This window comes from Zeaxanthinibacter sp. PT1 (genome assembly GCF_028464225.1).
Lineage (GTDB): Bacteria > Bacteroidota > Bacteroidia > Flavobacteriales > Flavobacteriaceae > Zeaxanthinibacter.
In genome coordinates, this window is sequence record NZ_JAQPCN010000003.1 from 361208 (window position 1) to 380681 (window position 19474).

Annotated in this window: 22 protein-coding genes and 1 tRNA gene; 9 read left to right on the top strand and 14 right to left on the bottom strand. The window is 42.9% G+C overall.

Annotated features, from left to right (window positions below; translation table 11 throughout):
- Positions 1–197: 197 nt before the first annotated feature.
- The 4 genes from PP178_RS11040 to PP178_RS11055 all read left to right on the top strand — a co-directional run bounded on the left by PP178_RS11040 (position 198) and on the right by PP178_RS11055 (position 2430).
- Positions 198–527, top strand: coding sequence for a YtxH domain-containing protein (locus PP178_RS11040; RefSeq protein ID WP_272594397.1), 330 nt, complete (start codon positions 198–200; stop codon positions 525–527).
- A 9-nt stretch (positions 528–536) separates the two neighbouring features.
- Positions 537–878 (top strand): hypothetical protein, encoded by a 342-nt coding sequence (locus PP178_RS11045; protein WP_272594398.1) that lies wholly within the window; start codon positions 537–539, stop codon positions 876–878.
- The gene (locus PP178_RS11050; RefSeq protein WP_272594399.1) at positions 878–1141 is read left to right on the top strand and encodes a DUF6327 family protein; all 264 of its coding nucleotides are present in this window, start codon (positions 878–880) and stop codon (positions 1139–1141) included. Before PP178_RS11045 ends, PP178_RS11050 begins: the two co-directional genes overlap by 1 nt.
- A 275-nt stretch (positions 1142–1416) precedes the next feature.
- A complete protein-coding gene (locus PP178_RS11055; RefSeq protein WP_336298538.1) occupies positions 1417–2430 on the top strand; it encodes an AI-2E family transporter in 1014 nt (337 codons plus the stop codon).
- Between the two features lie 61 nt (positions 2431–2491).
- Here the strand turns inward: PP178_RS11055 and PP178_RS11060 are convergent, their stop codons facing one another.
- The 5 genes from PP178_RS11060 to PP178_RS11080 all read right to left on the bottom strand — a co-directional run bounded on the left by PP178_RS11060 (position 2492) and on the right by PP178_RS11080 (position 7001).
- Positions 2492–3478, bottom strand: a complete 987-nt coding sequence (locus PP178_RS11060; RefSeq protein WP_272594401.1) for an MlaD family protein — start codon at positions 3476–3478, stop codon at positions 2492–2494.
- A gap of 3 nt (positions 3479–3481) precedes the next feature.
- Complete coding sequence (locus PP178_RS11065) at positions 3482–4267, bottom strand: ABC transporter ATP-binding protein (protein WP_272594402.1); 786 nt, start codon at positions 4265–4267, stop codon at positions 3482–3484.
- Complete coding sequence (locus PP178_RS11070) at positions 4264–5040, bottom strand: MlaE family ABC transporter permease (RefSeq protein WP_272594403.1); 777 nt, start codon at positions 5038–5040, stop codon at positions 4264–4266. The genes PP178_RS11065 and PP178_RS11070 overlap by 4 nt, the downstream gene beginning before the upstream one ends.
- A 218-nt stretch (positions 5041–5258) precedes the next feature.
- A complete protein-coding gene (locus PP178_RS11075) occupies positions 5259–6125 on the bottom strand; it encodes a universal stress protein (RefSeq protein ID WP_272594404.1) in 867 nt (288 codons plus the stop codon).
- Positions 6126–6152: 27 nt separating this feature from the next.
- The gene (locus PP178_RS11080) at positions 6153–7001 is read right to left on the bottom strand and encodes a universal stress protein (protein WP_272594405.1); all 849 of its coding nucleotides are present in this window, start codon (positions 6999–7001) and stop codon (positions 6153–6155) included.
- Positions 7002–7289: 288 nt separating this feature from the next.
- On the opposite strand from PP178_RS11080, the gene PP178_RS11085 reads away from it, so the two are divergent.
- The gene (locus PP178_RS11085) at positions 7290–8051 is read left to right on the top strand and encodes an SDR family NAD(P)-dependent oxidoreductase (protein WP_272594406.1); all 762 of its coding nucleotides are present in this window, start codon (positions 7290–7292) and stop codon (positions 8049–8051) included.
- 28 nt (positions 8052–8079) lie between these two features.
- On the opposite strand, the gene PP178_RS11090 is transcribed toward PP178_RS11085, so the two are convergent.
- The 4 genes from PP178_RS11090 to PP178_RS11105 form a co-directional block, all read right to left on the bottom strand.
- Positions 8080–8697, bottom strand: a complete 618-nt coding sequence (locus PP178_RS11090) for a hypothetical protein (RefSeq protein ID WP_272594407.1) — start codon at positions 8695–8697, stop codon at positions 8080–8082.
- 215 nt (positions 8698–8912) lie between these two features.
- Complete coding sequence (locus tag PP178_RS11095; protein WP_272594408.1) at positions 8913–10103, bottom strand: acetate/propionate family kinase; 1191 nt, start codon at positions 10101–10103, stop codon at positions 8913–8915.
- A gap of 53 nt (positions 10104–10156) precedes the next feature.
- The gene (gene pta, locus PP178_RS11100) at positions 10157–12241 is read right to left on the bottom strand and encodes a phosphate acetyltransferase (protein WP_272594409.1); all 2085 of its coding nucleotides are present in this window, start codon (positions 12239–12241) and stop codon (positions 10157–10159) included.
- 435 nt (positions 12242–12676) lie between these two features.
- Complete coding sequence (locus PP178_RS11105; protein WP_272594410.1) at positions 12677–13126, bottom strand: pyridoxamine 5'-phosphate oxidase family protein; 450 nt, start codon at positions 13124–13126, stop codon at positions 12677–12679.
- Between the two features lie 312 nt (positions 13127–13438).
- Between PP178_RS11105 and PP178_RS11110 the strand changes: the two genes are divergently transcribed.
- Complete coding sequence (locus PP178_RS11110) at positions 13439–13891, top strand: DUF2267 domain-containing protein (protein ID WP_272594411.1); 453 nt, start codon at positions 13439–13441, stop codon at positions 13889–13891.
- Between the two features lie 409 nt (positions 13892–14300).
- Here PP178_RS11110 and PP178_RS11115 read toward each other — a convergent pair whose 3' ends face one another.
- Genes PP178_RS11115 through PP178_RS11125 form a run of 3 tightly spaced genes read right to left on the bottom strand, consistent with a single transcriptional unit; the run spans position 14301 to position 16497 of the window.
- Positions 14301–14930 (bottom strand): phosphoribosyltransferase, encoded by a 630-nt coding sequence (locus PP178_RS11115; RefSeq protein ID WP_272594412.1) that lies wholly within the window; start codon positions 14928–14930, stop codon positions 14301–14303.
- Between the two features lies 1 nt (position 14931).
- A complete protein-coding gene (locus tag PP178_RS11120; RefSeq protein ID WP_272594413.1) occupies positions 14932–15624 on the bottom strand; it encodes a dienelactone hydrolase family protein in 693 nt (230 codons plus the stop codon).
- An 18-nt stretch (positions 15625–15642) separates the two neighbouring features.
- Complete coding sequence (locus PP178_RS11125) at positions 15643–16497, bottom strand: universal stress protein (protein ID WP_272594414.1); 855 nt, start codon at positions 16495–16497, stop codon at positions 15643–15645.
- A gap of 155 nt (positions 16498–16652) precedes the next feature.
- Here PP178_RS11125 and deoC point away from each other — a divergent pair, with 155 nt between their 5' ends.
- Positions 16653–17306 (top strand): deoxyribose-phosphate aldolase, encoded by a 654-nt coding sequence (deoC, locus tag PP178_RS11130; RefSeq protein ID WP_272594415.1) that lies wholly within the window; start codon positions 16653–16655, stop codon positions 17304–17306.
- 88 nt (positions 17307–17394) lie between these two features.
- On the opposite strand, the gene PP178_RS11135 is transcribed toward deoC, so the two are convergent.
- The gene (locus PP178_RS11135) at positions 17395–17784 is read right to left on the bottom strand and encodes a DUF302 domain-containing protein (RefSeq protein ID WP_272594416.1); all 390 of its coding nucleotides are present in this window, start codon (positions 17782–17784) and stop codon (positions 17395–17397) included.
- 160 nt (positions 17785–17944) lie between these two features.
- On the opposite strand from PP178_RS11135, the gene PP178_RS11140 reads away from it, so the two are divergent.
- Positions 17945–18223: a hypothetical protein gene (locus PP178_RS11140; RefSeq protein WP_272594417.1), complete on the top strand. Its 279-nt coding sequence runs from the start codon at positions 17945–17947 to the stop codon at positions 18221–18223.
- Positions 18224–18364: 141 nt separating this feature from the next.
- Here PP178_RS11140 and PP178_RS11145 read toward each other — a convergent pair whose 3' ends face one another.
- Entirely contained in the window at positions 18365–18682 is a 318-nt protein-coding gene (locus tag PP178_RS11145) for an Hpt domain-containing protein (RefSeq protein ID WP_272594418.1), read from the bottom strand.
- A gap of 334 nt (positions 18683–19016) precedes the next feature.
- Between PP178_RS11145 and PP178_RS11150 the strand changes: the two genes are divergently transcribed.
- Positions 19017–19090, top strand: a tRNA-Arg gene (locus PP178_RS11150).
- Positions 19091–19474: the final 384 nt, after the last annotated feature.

Sequence of the window (19474 nt, forward strand, 5' to 3'; positions counted from 1 at the left end):
TTCTGATCCTATTGTCACTGCGTCTATATAGTTACTGAATTTCATTCAGATACCCTTTTCAGGGCATCGCTCCTCGGGACCTATATTACAGGCATAATGACCCTAATGTTTATCGAAGCTGATTATCGTCATTTTAATCAAGACTTTTCTAAGATACATTGGAGGTTTCAACGTAGTATTAATTTAAACAAATGATCATGTCAAACGAAGGAGGAAACATTGTATTAGCTCTCCTAACAGGAGCAGTCATCGGTGCAGGGATAGGAATTTTATATGCACCGGATGAAGGAGCGGCAACACGGAAAAAAATTAAAAAGAAAGTTGAGGATACCAGTCATGACCTTGCGGAACGTATTTCGCATGCTAAAGACGAGCTTACCAAAACGGCTAACCAGCAAAGGGAGACCTTTGAACGTAGGTTGGATGAAACTATCAGCCAGATGAGCTATAAGGCCGATGACATTATTGAGACACTGGAGCGTAAACTCGAGGACTTAAGAAAGAAGAACGCTCAGCTTCAGAAATAGATATCCGTGATGCTTCAAGGAATCAAAAATGATCTCGAGGATGTACACTCCGATGTACATTCGTATTTTGAAGAGAGCGAAGCCTATCTGCAACTAAAAGTCTTTAAGGTCATTACGGGAATGGTTACCTCGTCTGTCCAGTGGTTACTGGTTGGAGTGGTAACCATTATTAGTTTGTTGATTCTCTCTATTGCTGCGGCAGTTGCTATTGGCCAAGCCTTAGGTGAATATTACCAGGGGTTTTTGGTTGTAGGAGGGATATTGCTGTTTGTTACGTATTTATGCTATTGGGGACGGAACAGGATCAACTCCTCTTTATTACGCACTTTTTCCAGGTATTATTTTGAGTGATGAAAAGAAGCTACTCCTCTTTAGATGAAATTGATGAACACCTTCAGGTTTTGAAGTTAAAACGAGATATTTATAGGGAGCGCATTAAACTGCAACTAAACAAGACCAAGAACAACTTTGTGCCTAATATAAAGAGCGATCTTTTACAGATGCTCAAGATGATGTTGGTCACCCTGGCAATTAAGAATATCACAGCAAAATTACTCCGGTCGCCTGCTCAGTCAAAGGAAAAGAATCCTTTGCATAAGCGGGCTGCTTCATAAGTCAGGTAATGGAAATAAGTAGTCTGATTGTAAATATATTAGTCGATTAAAAGTTTTGTCAGGCTATACAAATAGTGTTAATCAGTACGGCGGTTTAGACCGAATTTTAAAAACCCATCTCCGCGGGGATATCATCGATATAATTGTTTTATGAAAAAGTATACGGTAAATCTTCCCCATATATTTTATTTTTTAGCATCGGTAAGTTTAATTTTCTATATCCTTATTGCTGCCAAGGTGGTATGGGTGCCCATGTTATTTAGTTTTTTTTTGCCCTGATGCTAAAACCTGTAGTATCGTTCTTTGAACGTTACCTGCGCAGAAAAATCCCATCCATCCTTTTCGCTTACCTGGTCGCCGTGGTACCCTTGGTTGCATTGATATTATTCTTTTTTAATCAGTCCAGGATCTTATTCGGAGACCTTCCCTCCGTTCGTCCAAAAGTAATTGAAGTAACCACTGGCTGGATGGACTGGCTGGATCAAAAATTCAATTTAGATCCACGTACTTCTTCAGACTGGATTTCTGAAAATGTCATAGGGGTGTTCGATGTTCCTTTAGAGCTGATCAGGGAAAGTTTTGAGTCGGGTACCATTGTGATCGCCAATGCCGTACTCATCATTCTGATCACCTATTTCATGTTACTCTACAGAACTTCGTTTAAGAATTACCTGCTCGCGCAGGCTAGCCCAAAGAACAGAAAATCCTTGGAACAATTATTCATAAAACTGCAGGCCTTAACAAAAAGATACATGATAGGGCAGGGGATAATAATTATAATCCTCGGTTTTCTGATTGGTTCCGGTCTTTGGCTGATCGGAGTTCCGTACGCCTATTTCTGGGGATTCCTGGCCGGTTTCCTGGAGATCATTCCATACCTGGGGACCACTGTTGGCGGAATTTTGCCTTTTGTGTATATGCTGATGGTCTCTGATAGTTTATGGCAGCCCTGGGCGGTTATTGGGCTCTATATATTGGTACAACAGATAGAAGGCAACCTGATATCTCCTAATGTAATGGGACCTAGTATAAAAATAAACCCGCTTTTTATCATTTTGGGATTATTCCTTGGAGGAGTAATGTGGGGTATTTCGGGTATGATTCTCGCCTTACCGGTACTGGCGATCAGTAAAGAAGTTCTCCGAACTTTCGAGGTCACGGAACCATTCAGTTATATACTGGAAGACGGACTCTCTAAAAAGTCGCGCATATTCCTGGATCGCTATGACGATGTAAAGCATCGTATGACGTCCTTATTTTTTGATGAGCGAGAAGAAAGGGAGAAGTGACAAGGGGTCGATTTACAATCCCGTAATAATCGACATATTTCTTGAAGTGGCCTGGCATGCCTTAGTCACGGGATTTCTCAGACTTCGCTTTTTTGCGCTCTAGTTTCCGGAAATAACCCCTGGTCAGGAAGTTGTGTTGCAATGCCTCCATATTCTGGTTAAACCGGTACATTCCCTGATCCAGGTTTTGCACAGTACGCTCCAGATGCCCGACCAGGACGGTATCCGTTGAAAGGTAATTGATGGCGCCCTTACCTTCTTTAATTTCTCCGACCATGGCATCCAGTTGGGTGGCGACGGAATGGAGATGAACTGAAGAATTCTCTAGATGGTCAATAGTAAGCCGAAGTTTAGCTCCGGCAATAGAATCACTGAACACGGTACTTGCCACACTCTGTTCGATATTGTATTTTCCAATCACCGTACCCAGCTCCTTCATCATCATCGCGGTATTTTCACTTGCCAGCCTCAGGTTTCTAAGGGTTTCCTGCAGATCTTCTGCCATTTCCGGTTCATTTAGTAAACGCCCTATAGCCCCTGTATTGGAATTCATAGAACCAGAAATTCGCAACAGGTCCTGGAGGAGTAAAGCTGCATTTTCATTGGTTACACTCAGGGTATTGAGCATATCCGCAGTAGCTACCCTGCTGTAAGACGATATCATAGTTTCCGGCTTAACAAGGGAGGCTTCACCCTGGCCGGGAACGATGTTGATGATCATACTTCCCACCAGGCCATCAGAACCTATGGTTGCCAGGGCGTTCTTTTTTATGTGCGGTAACATCTTGTTCTGGATCAGCATGGCTACAGATATAGCTGTGTCATTGATCATTTCAATGTCTTTTACGGTCCCGATATTGATCCCTGCATATCTCACGTTATTGCCTTTTTGCAAACCATTTACATTTTTGAAGGTAGTGTGCAGGGTGAATGTGTTTCCGAAAATGTGTTGCTGGTTACCGATCAGGTAAGCCGCCAGGACAATGAGGATGGTTCCTGCAACGACAAAAATCCCGAGTCGAAATTTTTCTTTGGCTGTTTTTTCCATGATTTATTTTTTAAAGAATGCTTCTACTTTAGGGTCGGCAGAAGTTATCAGATCCTCGTAAGTTCCCTCGGCATAATTAATGCCGTCTACCAGTAATATCATACGGTCAGAAATTACCCTGGCACAATCCACATCATGTGTTATAATCAGGGAAGAGGTGCCGTATTTTGCCTGGATTCTAAGCATCAGCTCTATAATTTCTTTGGAGGTGATAGGATCCAGGCCACTGGTCGGTTCGTCATAGAGAATAATTTTTGGCTGTAAGATCAAGGTCCTGGCAAGAGCTACCCGTCTTTTCATACCACCAGAAAGCTCTGCGGGCATCAGGTCAATGGCATCGGCCAATCCGACACTTTCCAGGGCTTCCAGGACAAGAGGTGTGGTATCCGTCAACGGTCCTAATTTCTTTTTATGCCTGCGCATAGGAAATTCCAGGTTTTCCCGTACCGTCATAGAATCATATAGTGCGCTTCCCTGGAATAAAAAACCGATATCTGAACGCAGGGTATCCAGCGTTTCCCTGTTCAGCGTTTTTATCTCATTGTTCATTACGGAAATGTAACCACTATCAGGTTTGATAAGCCCGATCAGGCATTTGATCATTACGGATTTCCCAGAGCCGGATTTCCCCATCACCACGAGATTTTCTCCTTTATAGAGCTTCATGTTGAACCCTTTAAGGACATGCACTTTGCCAAAACTTTTGTAGAGATCCCTGATATCGATAATCACTTCCCTTTCCAGGTCTTCCTGCGCATTGGTCCGGATACTATGTGTTTCCCTTTTCATAAGTCGTAGAATATGTCAGATATGAAAACAGCGACGAAGTCAATCACAAACAGCACCATGGAAGTGAAAACTACCGCGGTGTTAGCAGCTACTCCAACCCCGGCCGTTCCCTTTTTGCAGTAATATCCTTTATAACAGCCAACCAGGCCTATGGCAAATCCAAAGAAGAAGCTTTTGGCGGTGGCCGGGATGAGGTCACCGTAAGACAAGGCATCAAAAACCGTAGTGAAATAGAGCTGGAAGGAAACGGCACCTTTAAAATATTCGACAAGCGCAGAACCGTAAAGGGCGAGTCCGTCACCAAGAATGACTAGCAAAGGTAACATCAGGGTAGTGGCCATTACCCGGGTAACGACAAGGTATTTAAAAGGATTGGTGCCCGATACTTCCATCGCATCGATCTGTTCCGTAACCCGCATGGAACCTAATTCGGCACCTATACCCGATGCGATTCGTCCTGCGCAGACTAATGCCGTGATTACAGGTCCTAACTCACGGACAATCGATATACCCACCATATTGGGCATCATTGAAACAGCACCGAATTGCTCCATCGTAGGACGCGATTGCAGATCCAGGACAAGTCCAATTATAAAGCTGGTGACCAGGACCAATACTAGGGATCGATTTCCCATCTGGTAACACTGGCGCAGTAACTCCTTAAATTCGAAGGGAGGTTTTACGGCTTCACGAAAGAAACGCCCGGCAAAATAGGAGAGTTCACCTATTTCGATAAAAAATTGCCTGATGTTCTTAGTGAACTCTAGTGTCATGGCGTTTAGGTATGGCTGCAATACATAGATTCAATGTAAAGCGCGTAGGCTTGCCGCCCTATGACCTAGGTCAATCGCCGTTGTAGAATATTTACTTAAACTGAATAAATTTATCCGTATGCATCAACATCTGCACTATTATTAGAACGGGGCCATAGTAGGAGTAATCTTATTAATCAATGCCCTCTTGAGGGTATTTATATGGCTGTTTCATGTGTCTAGTTGCCAATCTCCAGCATTGGAAAAATCAGTAGCGGAAGTCGGGTATGAAAAGCCACTTTTTTGATGATATTTTCCGTAGTGAGTTTCTGAAGGAAACTGTGGTGATAGCTGACCATCGCGATCATGCCGATCTCATCAGTAGTGTAAGCCCAGTTCATTATCGTCCCGGATATTTTTTTAGTTGCCGGAATTTCTTCAAAATGGCATTGGTAAGCCTTCAAGAATTTGCCTAGAACTTTTTTGTTTTCTGCCTGATCTTGGCTAAGCCCGGTTGTTGAGGATACATGAACAACCCTGATGGAACTGCAACGGAGCGATGCTAAAAAGAGGAGGGGTTGTAGTTCTTCCTCGGAATAGGCATGTTCAAAATTTGTGGCAAACGCTATCGCGGAAGGCGAATCCAGGGAGGATTCTGCCGGCACCGCGATAATCGGGCAAAAGTTGATGTATTTTAATATAGCAACGGTAGTACTACCCATAAACACTTCTTTAAGGGCAGAGGATCCCCTGGTCCCCATAATTACATAGCTGATATCTTCTACCCGGCATAACCCGGCAACAGCACCGACTACAGAATCTGCTTTGCTATGAATCCTAAAGGAGTGGAGGGCATTATCTTTAATATCCTTTAATCTCTCTAACATGGTCCTGAGGTTTTCTTCGGACTCCTCCCTGAGCGATTGGAATAACCTGGTTTCATTGGCTTCGGCCATTTTACTAGCCAAACCGGATGGACTAACCTGGAAGGTGTTTAACAGATGGAAACAACAATTTTCCCGTTCAAACAGTTTAATGGCAAATAGCATGGCATGCAGGGCATGTTCTGAAAAATCAGTTGGTAAAAGAATATGCCTGTTGGCCATGATAGTGCGTGTTTAAAATGTGTTCACCTAATCCCGGATCGCCAGGAATAATACAGGTATCGTAGAATGAAAGGCAGTCTTTTTTACGACCGCTTCCCGGATAAGCTTTTCTAAAAATGAATGTTCGTGCCTTGGCATTACCAGTAGTTCGGCATCTGAAGAATCACAATAACCTGATATGTCTTGCCAGAGATCGGTGGTGGGCTTTACCTGATGAAATGTTGGGCTAAAAGCAGACAGGTGCTCGCCCAGGAGTTGCTTATGATCTTCCTGTTTATCGCTGAGCAAACCTTCATCCGTCACATATAGAACCTGGATTTTACATTTACAGTTTGCAGCCAGGTCCGTAAGTGGCAACAAATTCGATTTTTTTATAGGTCTCAGGTAATCCGTGGGCAATACTACCGTGTTAAGCTGCTGGAAATTATATCCTGAAGGAATGACCAGGATCGGGTAATTATCAAGTTCTTTAATAACCTTAACAGTATTGCTGCCCAGGAATATTTCTTTGGCACCTGTAGCACCCTGGGTGCCCATGATTAAGGTATTAATACCAAGGCGGGGGACAATTTCCTGAACGACTTCCCGTAGGGTGCCTTTCTCAGAAAGGGTGTGGAATTGATGTTTGTCATTGGCATGGTGTTCCTCCAGGTACGAAATGATCTTCCCCAACTCTTGCTCAGAATGTTGGGCCAGGGAGTCATATAATACCCCCAGCCTTGCCTGGGTTTTTCTTCCCATTTTGTTCATGGCGCCGGGCTCGTAAGCGTGTAGGATATATATCTGGCAGGGAATTCCTGAATAGAATTTAACAGCATTAAAAATTGCATTCCATGCGTTTTCTGAGAAATCGGTGGGTATCAGGAGCTTCTTCATTAGTGTTTGTATTGATTTACTCTAAAATAGCAGAGTGCCCCTTCGGTAACTATGACTCCGGTCATTCAATGACCACGCATGTTTACCAACTTATCCCCCGGAATTCACTCCTAATGTGGTTGTCATCTTAGTAACCTAAAAACAGTATTAATGAATTAGTTGATACTGATAAACCACCGGTATTTTGATAGTATAGAGCTTGTCTGATCCCGATCATTTCACAGGGAAAATGTCCGGTCTATTTTGACAAGGTATAAATGACAGATCTAGTCCCTAAAAACAAAAGCAATGAGCAGGTTAAAAGGAAAAGTCGCAATTATTACCGGCGGTGCCGGTGGAATAGGATTGGCAACGGCTAAATTGTTTCTGCAGGAAGGGGCATGTGTTATGCTGGTTGATTTAGATCAGGAGCATCTTAATAAAATTCACGAAGACATCAATCACGACCACCTGGCTATCTGCGCGGCCGATGTTTCAGATGCCAAGGATACCCGGCGATATATAGATGAAACCCTGGATCGGTTTGGGAGAATAGATATCTTTTTTGCCAATGCAGGCATTGAAGGTACCTCGAAGCCGATTACAGATTATCCTGATAAGATCTATGATAGGGTCATGGCAGTTAACCTGAAAGGAGTTTGGTTGGGCACTAAACACGTGATTCCCAGGATGAAGAAGGGAGGAAGTGTTATTATGACTTCTTCGGTGGCGGGCTTAAAAGGTTTTCCTGGGCTGGGAGCCTATGTCGCGAGTAAACACGCAGTTGTTGGTCTGATGAGGGTGGCGGCACTTGAATTTGCTTCTCAACAGGTACGCGTAAATTCTATACATCCGGGACCCGTTAATAACCAGATGATGCGTAGGATAGAGAATGTGATTAACCCAGAGGACCCAGCCGGAGTTATCGAGGGATTTGAGTCTTCTATCCCATTTAAGAGGTATGCGGAATCTTCCGAAATTGCAGAATTGGCTCTATTCCTGGCATCAGACGAGAGTAAATATATCACCGGTTGTACTCACGTGGTAGACGGGGGAATGATGGCTCAGTAAACCCGGATCCATCCCCGCAATCTTAGCTTTAACTCATAGTATTCCGCTTATATTCCCTGACTTTTTGATAGAGTTTCTTATTGAGTAACATCATCCAACCCAGTATTATTATAAACGTTATTTTCTGTATCATCGGCAGTTGGGTTCTGTAAATACCCGTCTCGTAGATATAGTAATTCATACCAAAAACAAGCAGGCAAAAGAGTCCGTAAAGGAACAGCAGGATATAACCCGATCTCCATAATTCTATATAGCAAGAAACCAAGGCAATAGTACCCAGAACCCCGGCAATCCGTACAATAAGATCATGAGTACCGGAGGTGAGGAATAGCGTAACACCCAGGGCAGAAATACCGCTTACCACCATTAGCACCTTGTTGATACGTCTCCCTTTAAAAAGTGCAGGCAGCATCATCCACAAGTGCATCAGCGATATACAAAGTACGCCCAGGGATATCCTGGCGAAGAAACTGCCGGTGTTCAGTTCCCCGTTAATCGCATATTCATCGAGGAGATCACAGAGATAATTATGGAGGATACTAAACCCCGGCTGTTCGGGTTGGTGCCAGGAACCGCCCGGGTAATATAATGCAGAGAGGATATAAAAGATTCCAAATAATACAATGCCGAAGAAAGGTATCAGCAATATCCGGGAATTATTATGTAGAAATTTGATTATCAAAACAGTAGCGAGTTTAGACACTACATAAATCTAACGATAAAAAAATTCTACTTACCCTGGAATACCCTGGGGTTTTGAAGAGGTAAAGCTTGTATTCTCCGATTTATAGGTTTAAATCGCTAGTTCCTATTCTATTAAACCCGAACTTTTCGTGAAATGAGAAATAGCAAAAGCTTATCTCATAACTCCTGGCAGACACTGTAGACCTGGGTAGCAATTTCCAGTTCTTCGTCCGTAGGCACCACTAAAACCTTAACACTGGAGTTCTTCGTATTGATCTCTCTAAGCTTACCAAATCTTCCCCGATTTTTGTCCTTGTCTAATTCGATTCCGAGATACTGCATATCACGGCATACCATTTCCCTGAGTGTGTCTGAATTTTCACCTATGCCTGCGGTAAACACTATCGCATCCAGTCCATTCATAATGGCCGCATAAGACCCGATGTATTTTTTAATTCGGACGGCATTCATTTCCAACGCCAGGAGGCAATCCGGGTTACCTTCCCCGGCTTCCCGTTGAATATCCCGCATGTCTGTATACCCGGTTAGTCCTTTCATACCGCTCTCCTTCAATAATTGGTGCCTGACCAACTCCAGGTCATATCCCAGGTTAAATACAAGGTGGAAAATGATAAAGGGATCTATGTCTCCACTCCTGGTCCCCATGATAAGTCCGTTAGAAGGGGTAAAACCCATACTGTGCTCCACACTTTTACCGTCCTGTACTGCGGTCATACTGCAACCATTCCCGAGATGGATTGTAATGATCCGGGTATTTTTCTTTCCGAGATAAGAATTAGTTTGCTCCGCTACATACTTATGACTGGTGCCATGGAAGCCGTATACCTCTATATCATATTCAGAATTCCATTTTTTGGGCAATGCATATTTTTTAGATTTCGCGGGAATGGTCTGGTGAAAGGCCGTATCAAAAACCGCAACCTGCTTTGCATTGGGAAACATCTTTTCAGCGAGTTGAATGCCTTCAAGGTTATGGGGGTTGTGTAGCGGGGCGAGGTTAGAGAGCTCTCTGATCTTTTCTAAAACAGCTTCATTCACCAGGGTAGTATCGGTAAAGGTATTGCCGCCGTGTACTACTCGGTGACCTACAGCAGTGATATCCTCCACATTATGAATCACCCCGATCTCCTCATCAGAAATTGTCCGTGTAATGAGTTCCAACCCTTCTTTATGGCTGCTGATTTTCCTTGTATCAGTTAATTCAGAGTCCTTATTTGAATACTTAAAAATGGCATCAGGGCTTCCAATTCGTTCTATCAGACCTTCACAAACCACGGCTTCTGAAGGCATGATGATGAGTTTATATTTTATGGAAGAGCTTCCGGAATTGAGAATTAGTATTTTCATGAATCATCTTTCTGATGTACTAGCCAGGATGCTAGTCTAATCGTTTTTTGAGTTTACTCCTGTATTGCTGTTATGATTACCGTGTTAAATATATCCTCAACCGTACATCCCCTGCTGAGGTCGTTCACCGGTTTGTTCAATCCCTGCAGGATAGGTCCAATGGCTAATGCGCCTGTCTCTCTCTGAACAGCCTTATACGTATTATTGCCCGTATTGAGGTCCGGGAAGATGAATACACTGGCCTGCCCGGCAACCTCGGAATCCGGTAATTTGCTCCTGCCCACTTTACTGTCAACGGCAGCATCATATTGTATGGGTCCCTCTACTTTGAGATCCGGTCGTTTTTCTTTGATGATCTTTGTTGCTTCCCTTACCCGGTCCACATCTTCTCCTGCTCCCGAGGTACCCGAGGAATAGGAGAGCATGGCGATCTTAGGGGCAATCCCGAAGGCGGTGCTGGTCGCGGCTGATGAAATAGCGATCTCTGCCAGTTGTTCGGCGTTTGGGTTTGGATTAATTGCACAATCGCCAAAAACCGTCACCCGGTTGGGAAGGCACATGAAAAACACGGAAGATACCACGGAAACCCCGGGTTTGGTCTTTATGAATTGCAATGCCGGCCGAATGGTATGCTGGGTGGTATGTGCAGCCCCGGAAACCATGCCATCTGCATGTTCTTTGTATACCATCATAGTGCCATAATAAGAGACATCTTCCATCAGATCCCTGGCCATTGCCTGGTTCACATTCTTATGTTTCCTAAGCTCATATAAAGTCTGGGCATATTCATCGAGCAGGGGAGAGGTGCTGGGATTCACTATCCGGATTCTATCCGGATCCAGACCCAGGTCAATTTCAAGTATCCTGGACCTGATAGCATCTTCATCTCCGAGCAGCGTAATATCAACGGCCTCCACATCGATCAATTTTTTAGTGGCCTTCAGAATTCGTTCGTCAGTTCCTTCAGGAAGTACAATATGTTTTTTAACGCGTTTGGCCTGTTTTAGCAGATTGTACTGGAACATCCTGGGGGTGATTCCTTCCGGTTTAAAAGTGATCAGCCGTTTAGCCAGCTCGCTGGTAGGAATGTATCTGTCAAACTCTTCTATTGATGTGGTAATCTTCTGAGTATTCTCTGCATACAGTTTTGGGCGGATGGCACCTATCCTGTTGGTGACGGAATACGTACCTCCCTGCACTGAGAGGATGGGGACGACGTCTGATAAACCTTCGATCAGTTTTATGATCGATTCTTCGGGCCTGAGTCCACCGGTTAAAACGATTCCAGAAATGGCCGGGTAATTGGCAGAAATATTTGCCTGTAGGGCACCGAGGATAATATCGGCCCGGTCACCGGGTGTGATCACTAGGCCATCTTTCTTAAGGTGTGTCAGGTAATTTCGCAATTGCATAGCCCCCACGCTGAAATCCGCTACCTGTGCGTTGAGGAACGAATGGCCAAAGAGTACTTCTGCGCCCAGTTCCCGGGCAATTTCCTGGATCGATGGACTGCCTAGCACAGGATTCAGCGGAATGATCCCTGTCAGTACTCCGGCAGGTAGTTTTCTCTTTAAGGCCTTGGAGGTTTCCTCCATTGTTTCGGGCTTAACTTTATTCGCAACCATAAGCAACACTTCCACATCCCGGTCCCGGAATGAGTCATAGGCCATTAGCAGGTTCCCCGCTAATTCTTTGATAGACTTCCCGGATCCACTCCCGATCACTATGACCGGAATCCCGAGATTTTTGGCGATCACTGCATTGGTGTCCCATTCCAGGATAGCACCTTCTCCGGAAAAATCGGTTCCCTCTACCAGGACAAAGTCGAACCGTTCTTCGATTGCCTTGAATTGGTGGATGATCCTGCTGATGATCTCGTCGTCCCTGTCCTGGTTCTTTAAATCTACCACCTCACCACGGGTAAAGCAATACGCCTCTTCGGGCTTCATATCTATTTCAAAATATGACAAAATAGCGTGGATATGGTGATCGATAAAACCGGGTTCCACGGCATCGATAATAGGTCTGAAATAACCAACGCGGGCAGTCCTCCCCAGTAGTAATCTCATCATACCCAAGGATACTATAGACTTCCCACTATTGGGTTCTGTGGTAGCAATATATATAGCTTTACTCATTTTTGATATACCTTATCGAATACTAATCTGGCAGTTATTTAGCAAGTTATGACTATTTATTGTGGGTAAAGTGCAAAAATAACTTATAGACCGCTTATGGCTATAGTTGGCCTGGAATAGGGTCTGAATATTAAGGGATTTTTAACGATAATGTAGACATTGTGTGTCTGCGGAACCAACCCAGCAGTGAGATGTAAAAAAAAACAGGGACTGTTAGGTCCCTGTCTTTTTTGGTGTCGTGGTTATAGATAAATCTAAAAGCCTATTGCCAAGGAGGCAATAAATTTGTCTGATCATCCTAATCCACATCATCCACTAATTTGTTCTTCAGAGATCGTATCAAGAATTCCCCCGAACCTGAACGATGTAAAGAACGACTCACTACTTATGAGGGTCAAATATAGTTCGCGACCCATGGAATAATAATGATAATAATCAGTTCCTGCCTTTCCCTTTAACCTCGGAGATTTTAATCCGGTACACTATCGGAATTGAATCCTCGCTTACCTTGCTGGAAAATTCTTCGATGTATTTAGCGCTGTGACCATCTTTCTTTTTTATCAGTTTTTTGACTCCTTCTGCAAACCGGTGCAATTGCTGTTTGGCGCTTATCCCCGATAATTCTTCGTACTCACCATGCAAAAGCACAGACTTCCAATGATTTAAGGATTCAATCTCGTCTACCTGGAAGGATACTTCTTTATGATCGCGCATAGCAGATATTTTTGAACCTATACCGGAATAGGAGATTATAGCGTGGTGTTCGGGGTCGTAGAAATAAGTGATCGGAACTATATCTGCACTACCACTGGTAGTGTAAGCAATACGCCCAACATAGTTATTCTGTAATAAATCCAGGCATTCTTTTTTATTGAGGTCTTTCATAAGTCTATCAATTTAAGGAAAGCATCCTGAAGAATAATGAAATCCTATACTATTCAATATATCAGCTTTTATCCAGGTTAAATGTAATAGCCCCGGCAGGAGCAGCACATGACTTTTATCAGTTCGGAAATCGATATCTATTATGGATTAGCAGGGATATAATTATCCCGTGTTAGCCAACTTTTATGGAAATAGAATACTGTAATACCAAGTTTATCATGACGCATAATTTTTCCATGGTTCTGATGATCATCATTTTAGTTTAGTGTTAATGATTTTATATTCAGGGACGAACAATAACACCAGTATATCATGTCACTCAATTTCAACCAGTACGCAGCAGAAGGCAACACATTTTTAAATGAGTTTGCCAAAGAGATGGCCATGGATAATGATAAGGATAAAGCAGGGAGAATCCTGGTTGCTATCCTTCATGCCTTACGCGAAATTATTTCTATAGAAGAATCTATTCAGCTTATGGCGCAATTTCCAATGTTCTTGAAAGCACTCTATGTAAACCGATGGTCTACCAGAGGAAGGAAGAGAAAAATAAAGCATATGGAACAATTTATGAACTTGGTCAGGGAGTTTGATGGCTCGGCAGCCGTGAATGATTTTGGCTATGAGAACGAGCTTTTAGAAAAGTATATTGATGTTACTTTTATCTACCTAAGAAAATACGTTTCGCGCGGGGAGATGGAAGACATTCGCGACGGCTTACCTAAAGACCTTAAAGGTTTAATTTACACCAACCTAATGTTCTGACCATGTATTTGAAAATAACAATATGAAATATCATCCCTTATGACACTGTTTAGGCAGTGTCATTTTTTTTTTCGGTTTCCAAAGAGGTAAGAAGTTGTGTTGGATATGTAATAAAATAAGAAACCGGGACACGTGAATGCCCCGGTTTCTCGAAAAAGTCAGTCTGCCAAATGACCACTTACACTGGCCCTTACTAAGACCTGTTGCCAGGTCCTTTCGTGATTCAAAAGGTATAAAAGGCGTTCTAAACTTCTTCTATCGGTATCAGATATCCAGATCTTACATAATCCGGATTTCGTCCTGGTTTCAATGAACTTATTTTTTTAATCTGTAGCTAATATAATGTCCAGTACCGGGATATAACATGACGAATATCAGTTTTGTCCATTTTTCTCGGTTTTTTACTTCCCTATTTATGGAATTCATTCTCACGAAGAATCCTGATCGCCTCATCATCTGAAACCTGCCTGAAATCCCTGTAAAATAATCCCACTGCTCGAAAGTTTTTTGCAGCATGCAGACAGACTACTTTGTCTATATGGGGTGAAGCTTCTAAGCTAGCCACCGCGTCAGCAGGAGCTACAGGTATGGCGACGATGACCATCTTAGGATGCTTTTTTTGTACAAATTCGGCCGTAACCTTTATGGTATTCCCGGTGGCGATTCCATCATCCACGATAATGACAATTTTATTTTCCAAATCTTTGACTGCTTTGTCCCGGTAATATTGTTCCTGCTGCTGTCTTAGTTTTTCCCGGATCCGTTTTGTTTCAGCCTCAATATATTGTTCCGAAATTCCATGCTTATCAGAAAGTATAGCTTCTTCTAAACTGATCGCCCCGATAGCATATTCCTTATTTAAGGGATGGCCGATTTTTTTGGAAAGCGCCACATCGAGCGGTGCATCCAGGTATTTAGCAATGATCGCTCCCAATGGTAAGCCTCCCCTCGGAATCGCCAGTACAACTACGGCATGTTGGCGGTATTCATCTAATTGAGAGGTGAGTTGTAAGGCTGCGTCTGTTCTGTCTTGGAACATTTTAATACGGGTTAGGATTCATGTGTTCTGAAAACCAGTTATTTGCAAGGTCTACTACGATATCTAACTTCCCTTTTTCCCCGAAAAGATGCGAAGCTCCGGGAATCACTTCCAGTTTTTTGATACAATTCAGATTAGAATAAGCCCGCTGGTTTAATCCCAGTACTGTCTGGTCTAATTCCCCAACGATCAGGAGAGTTGGTGCCAGTACAGATGGCAACACTTCCATTGCCATATCCGGCCTTCCGCCCCTGGACACCACAGCACTGACCTGGTCACCAAAAAAAGCTGCAGCTCTAAGAGCTGAAGCGGACCCGGTGCTTGAACCGAAATACCCGATTGGTATGTCTTTCATGGATTCCAGCCCCATGATCCAACGGCTTACCGCAATGAGCCGGGAACTCAGCAGGTCAATATTAAATCGCATATAGTAGTTCTGATCTTCTTCTGCGGTCAGAAGATCAAATAGGAGTGTGGCCAATTCGTTCTTGCGCAGATGATTGGCGACATGATTGTTACGGGGACTAAACCTGCCACTACCGCTGCCATGGGAAAAAAGAACTATGCCCCTGGGGTTTTCGGGAATTGCCAGTATTCCTTTCAATGTTTTTCCACCCACCGGGATGGATATAATGTTATGTGTATTTTTTGAGTGTACCGGTCTTCTTCTCGTTTTTTTTCTGGAAATTTTCATGATCAAATTCTTATAGTGCTAGGAATATTTTTCAGTGGTATCTCGTATTATCAGGAATGGAATTTTGACGTGGAAACCAACTTGGTCTACATATTGACGGATCAGGATTTTCTCAAAGAAAGAATGTTTACGGTTTAGCATGACTAGCAATTGAAAATCATCACTATCGGCCTGGTCGAGTATGGCGTTGGGCATAGACTCCCCGTGCAACTCGGTAAACAAGTGTGGTAAGTCTGATAAGTGCTCTTTTAGTTGAGCCTTGTTTTTTAATTGTTGTTCTGTAAGGTCTGATGCTGCTTTTACATGGAGCACATTAATCTTAGCTTTTTGATGTTTTGCAAAAAAAACCAGGGGCTCTAGATCTATAGCATCACAACATGATAAGTAGTCATGTGGTAAAAGAATATTCCCAATTTCCTTAAAGGAACAATTCTCGGGGATAGCCAGGACGGGGATGCTCGACTTGCGAATAACAAAAACGGTGCTGGAGCCCAGGAAGAGTTGTTTAGCTCCGCTGGCCCCTTGGGTTCCCATCACAATAAGTTCTATTTCTTTAGCTTTACATTGATCCCTGACCTCATCGGTTAAAGTATTAAAAGCCGAGATGGTCTCAAATTTGTGCTTTTTATTCGGGTATTGCTGACTTATTTGAGTTAATGTCTTTTCAAGTCCGGCAATGGAGCGTTCTACTCCAACATCCGGAATCGCACTGAATTCCGGTCCCCCAAGAAAATAATCCACGCGGTAAAATGCCGGGGTATAGGTGTGAAGCAGGTAAAATTTTACCTCATCATTTTTAAATAGTTGTAGGACATAAGCGATGGCATTCCATGCATTTGTGGAGAAATCGGTTGGTATCAGGACTGTTTTCATAATGATGGCTGTATACTTAAAATTAGTACTTAACCAAGGCGGGCACTATGATGCTTGTCAGTCCGGAGTTCATTTTTATTGGAAATAGATGTGAGGAATCCTAGCTATGTCACTAATATTTTTATTTTTGAAAGCATGATAAATAACTACACCAAATGGAAATTCAGCATTATATAGACCATACTTATTTAAAACCATACGCTACACAGGCCGATATTCACAAACTTTGCGAGGAAGCTCTAGCGTATAGCTTTCGATCCGTATGTGTGAGCGGATGTCACATCACTTCAGCACTCGAAAAACTCAAGGGTACGGATATCACAGTTTGTTCTGTGGTAGGTTTTCCGCTGGGATCTAATTCCACCAAGGCTAAAGTTGCAGAGGCCAAGGACTATGTTTCAAAAGGTGCCGGGGAAATTGATATGGTGATCAACATCGGCTGGATCAAGGAGGCCAAATTTGAACAGGTAAGGGATGAAATTCGAGCCATTAGAGATGTGGTGGGGCCAAATCTTCTGAAGGTAATCCTTGAAACCTGTTACCTGACTGACATGGAAACACAAAAAGCCTGTGAATTGTCTATCGAGGCAGGTGCAGATTATGTGAAGACTTCAACCGGTTTTGGTGCCAGGGGTGCTGATATAAAAGATGTAAAACTGATCAAATCAATTGTCGGTGATCAAATCGGGATAAAAGCTGCCGGGGGAATCAGGAATAAGCAAGCCGCATTGAGCTTTATAGCCGCTGGGGCCAGTAGAATAGGAACATCTTCCGGAGTTGCTATTATGAAAACAAGCGATGATATTTAAACCGTTTAGTAACTATTTCTCATCTGATTCTTAAGGGAAACTATTCTAAATGCAATATACAAACAGGGGTGTCTGACAACATTAAGGATTAGAGACTTTCAACGGCATTTTTTAATTTATTTCTCACCTCGCCGGCTATTTGGGCCAGGTTTTCGTTTGCTACACCCATCATAGAGGCCACCGGGTCCACGGCCGCAACTTCGATACTTCTGTCATCATTCTCCCGAACAATAACATTACAGGGTAACATGGTGCCAATCTTGTTCTCTGCCTGCAGGGCCTTATGCGCAAAAGAAGGATTGCAGGCCCCCAGGATCTTATAATTATTGTATTCCTTGTCGAGTTTTTGCTTCATAGTACTCTTTATGTCGATCTCGGTGAGGATACCAAAACCTTCATTTTTAAGAGCAGCCGTCGTCTGTTCAATTGCATTTTCGAATGAAATATCGCGGAGGGTTTTACTGAAATAGTAGCTCATGCTGTAATATTTAATAGACACTTAAAGATAGGGAAAGTTGATCCCGTTTTTGAACTTCAAAGTTTTATATACTGATGATTTAAATTTGGAAGCTGACCAAAATCATGTGCTGTCTTTGAGCCAACTTCTAGTTTTGGGTTCTAAATAAAACCAGATTATTATGAATTACGCAAAGCTACAACAGGACTATGCCAAAAATGTGATCGGATACTCCGCCCTGGGGATAATTCTATCTACCTGCATTGGCTCTATCGCTATTCTTCGTTTACTGATGGGGGGCTCCGGATTATTGGAAATTCTCCTGATCGCTTTGGTGGTCACAGTATGTTCTGCGCATAACCTGGCGATACTGACGGTACAAAAACCGGTTTTCATATTCAGGTTATTGGTTCTGAGTACGGTAGTCAGCATTTTGATTATCGCAACGACCTTATTTTAATTATCATTTGCAACAACAAACCCTTTTACCGCGGAAGGAAGAGCATCTCCTTTCATAAAAAAAGCCAAACTGGGAAGTTTGGTTTTTTTTATGAAATATATTTTTCAGATTACTATCTTCTCAGATATGTGCAGCTGAATATCAGATGCTATTAATGTACCGATCCATGGTGTTTAAAATGGCAATGAATTCAGTAGTCATCCTGGTACATCCATCCCTGAGTTCTTCTTCAAAGACCGAGGCTCTTTCAAAGCCCTGTTCAAGTCCCAGTACACTCATTTTATATTTGAGCTTGTTCACATTTAAAGATGCTGCCCGTGGTAAATCATTTCTGAGGTTATCGAGAAATTCATTTTTCTCGGCGGGAAATTCCTGTTTTAAAATATTGATGAACTTTAATTTGAACAGATCGTCACTTCCCGACAGTTCATTAATATAATTTAAGTTAGGCTGTTCCAATTTGTGTTGTTGACAGGTAAATTTATTATTGCTCGTTACATTCTGCACTTCATTTTAACATTGAGGTAATGGGAATGAAGCTATAGAGTTCTTTAGGATTTGATGATAAAACTATGGCTAAGGATTGGGCGAGTAAAAATTATGTTGTGAAGATCCGTAATTTGTAGGGCTCTTACTTTATTCCTGATGTTGTATAACTAGGAGATGAAGGATAATTGTCACAAGCGATTCACTTAATTATACTGTCGGGTTGAAATTTAAAGTGTTTTATGTTTCCATATGCCCCTAGTTTTTCTATTTTTGCGCAAAATATGCCGAACAGGCGTTTTTTGTCGGTCGCGTAGCTCAGCTGGATAGAGCATCTGCCTTCTAAGCAGACGGTCACAGGTTCGAATCCTGTCGCGATCACTACACTCACAAAGCCCGCATCTTTCTGATGCGGGCTTTTCTTTTCCCGGCCTGTCAAAAGCTTGCTTTTGTAAAGGCCGGGAAAAGAAAGGCCTCACCGCGCTAGCGGTGGGCTTTGTATTTGCAAAGGGGAGCGTTCTCAGGATGTGCGGTAGCAAATCCGTGCTTGTCATGAGTCAGCTATTTATCTTATAAATAATAGGGCCCGGGAAAAGAAAGGCCTCACCGCGCTAGCGGTGGGCTTTGTATTTGCAAAGGGGAGCGTTCTCAGGATGTGCGGTAGCAAATCCGTGCTTGTCATGAGTCAGCTATTTATCTTATAAATAATAGGGCCCGGGAAAAGAAAGGCCTCACCGCGCTAGCGGTGGGCTTTGTATTTGCAAA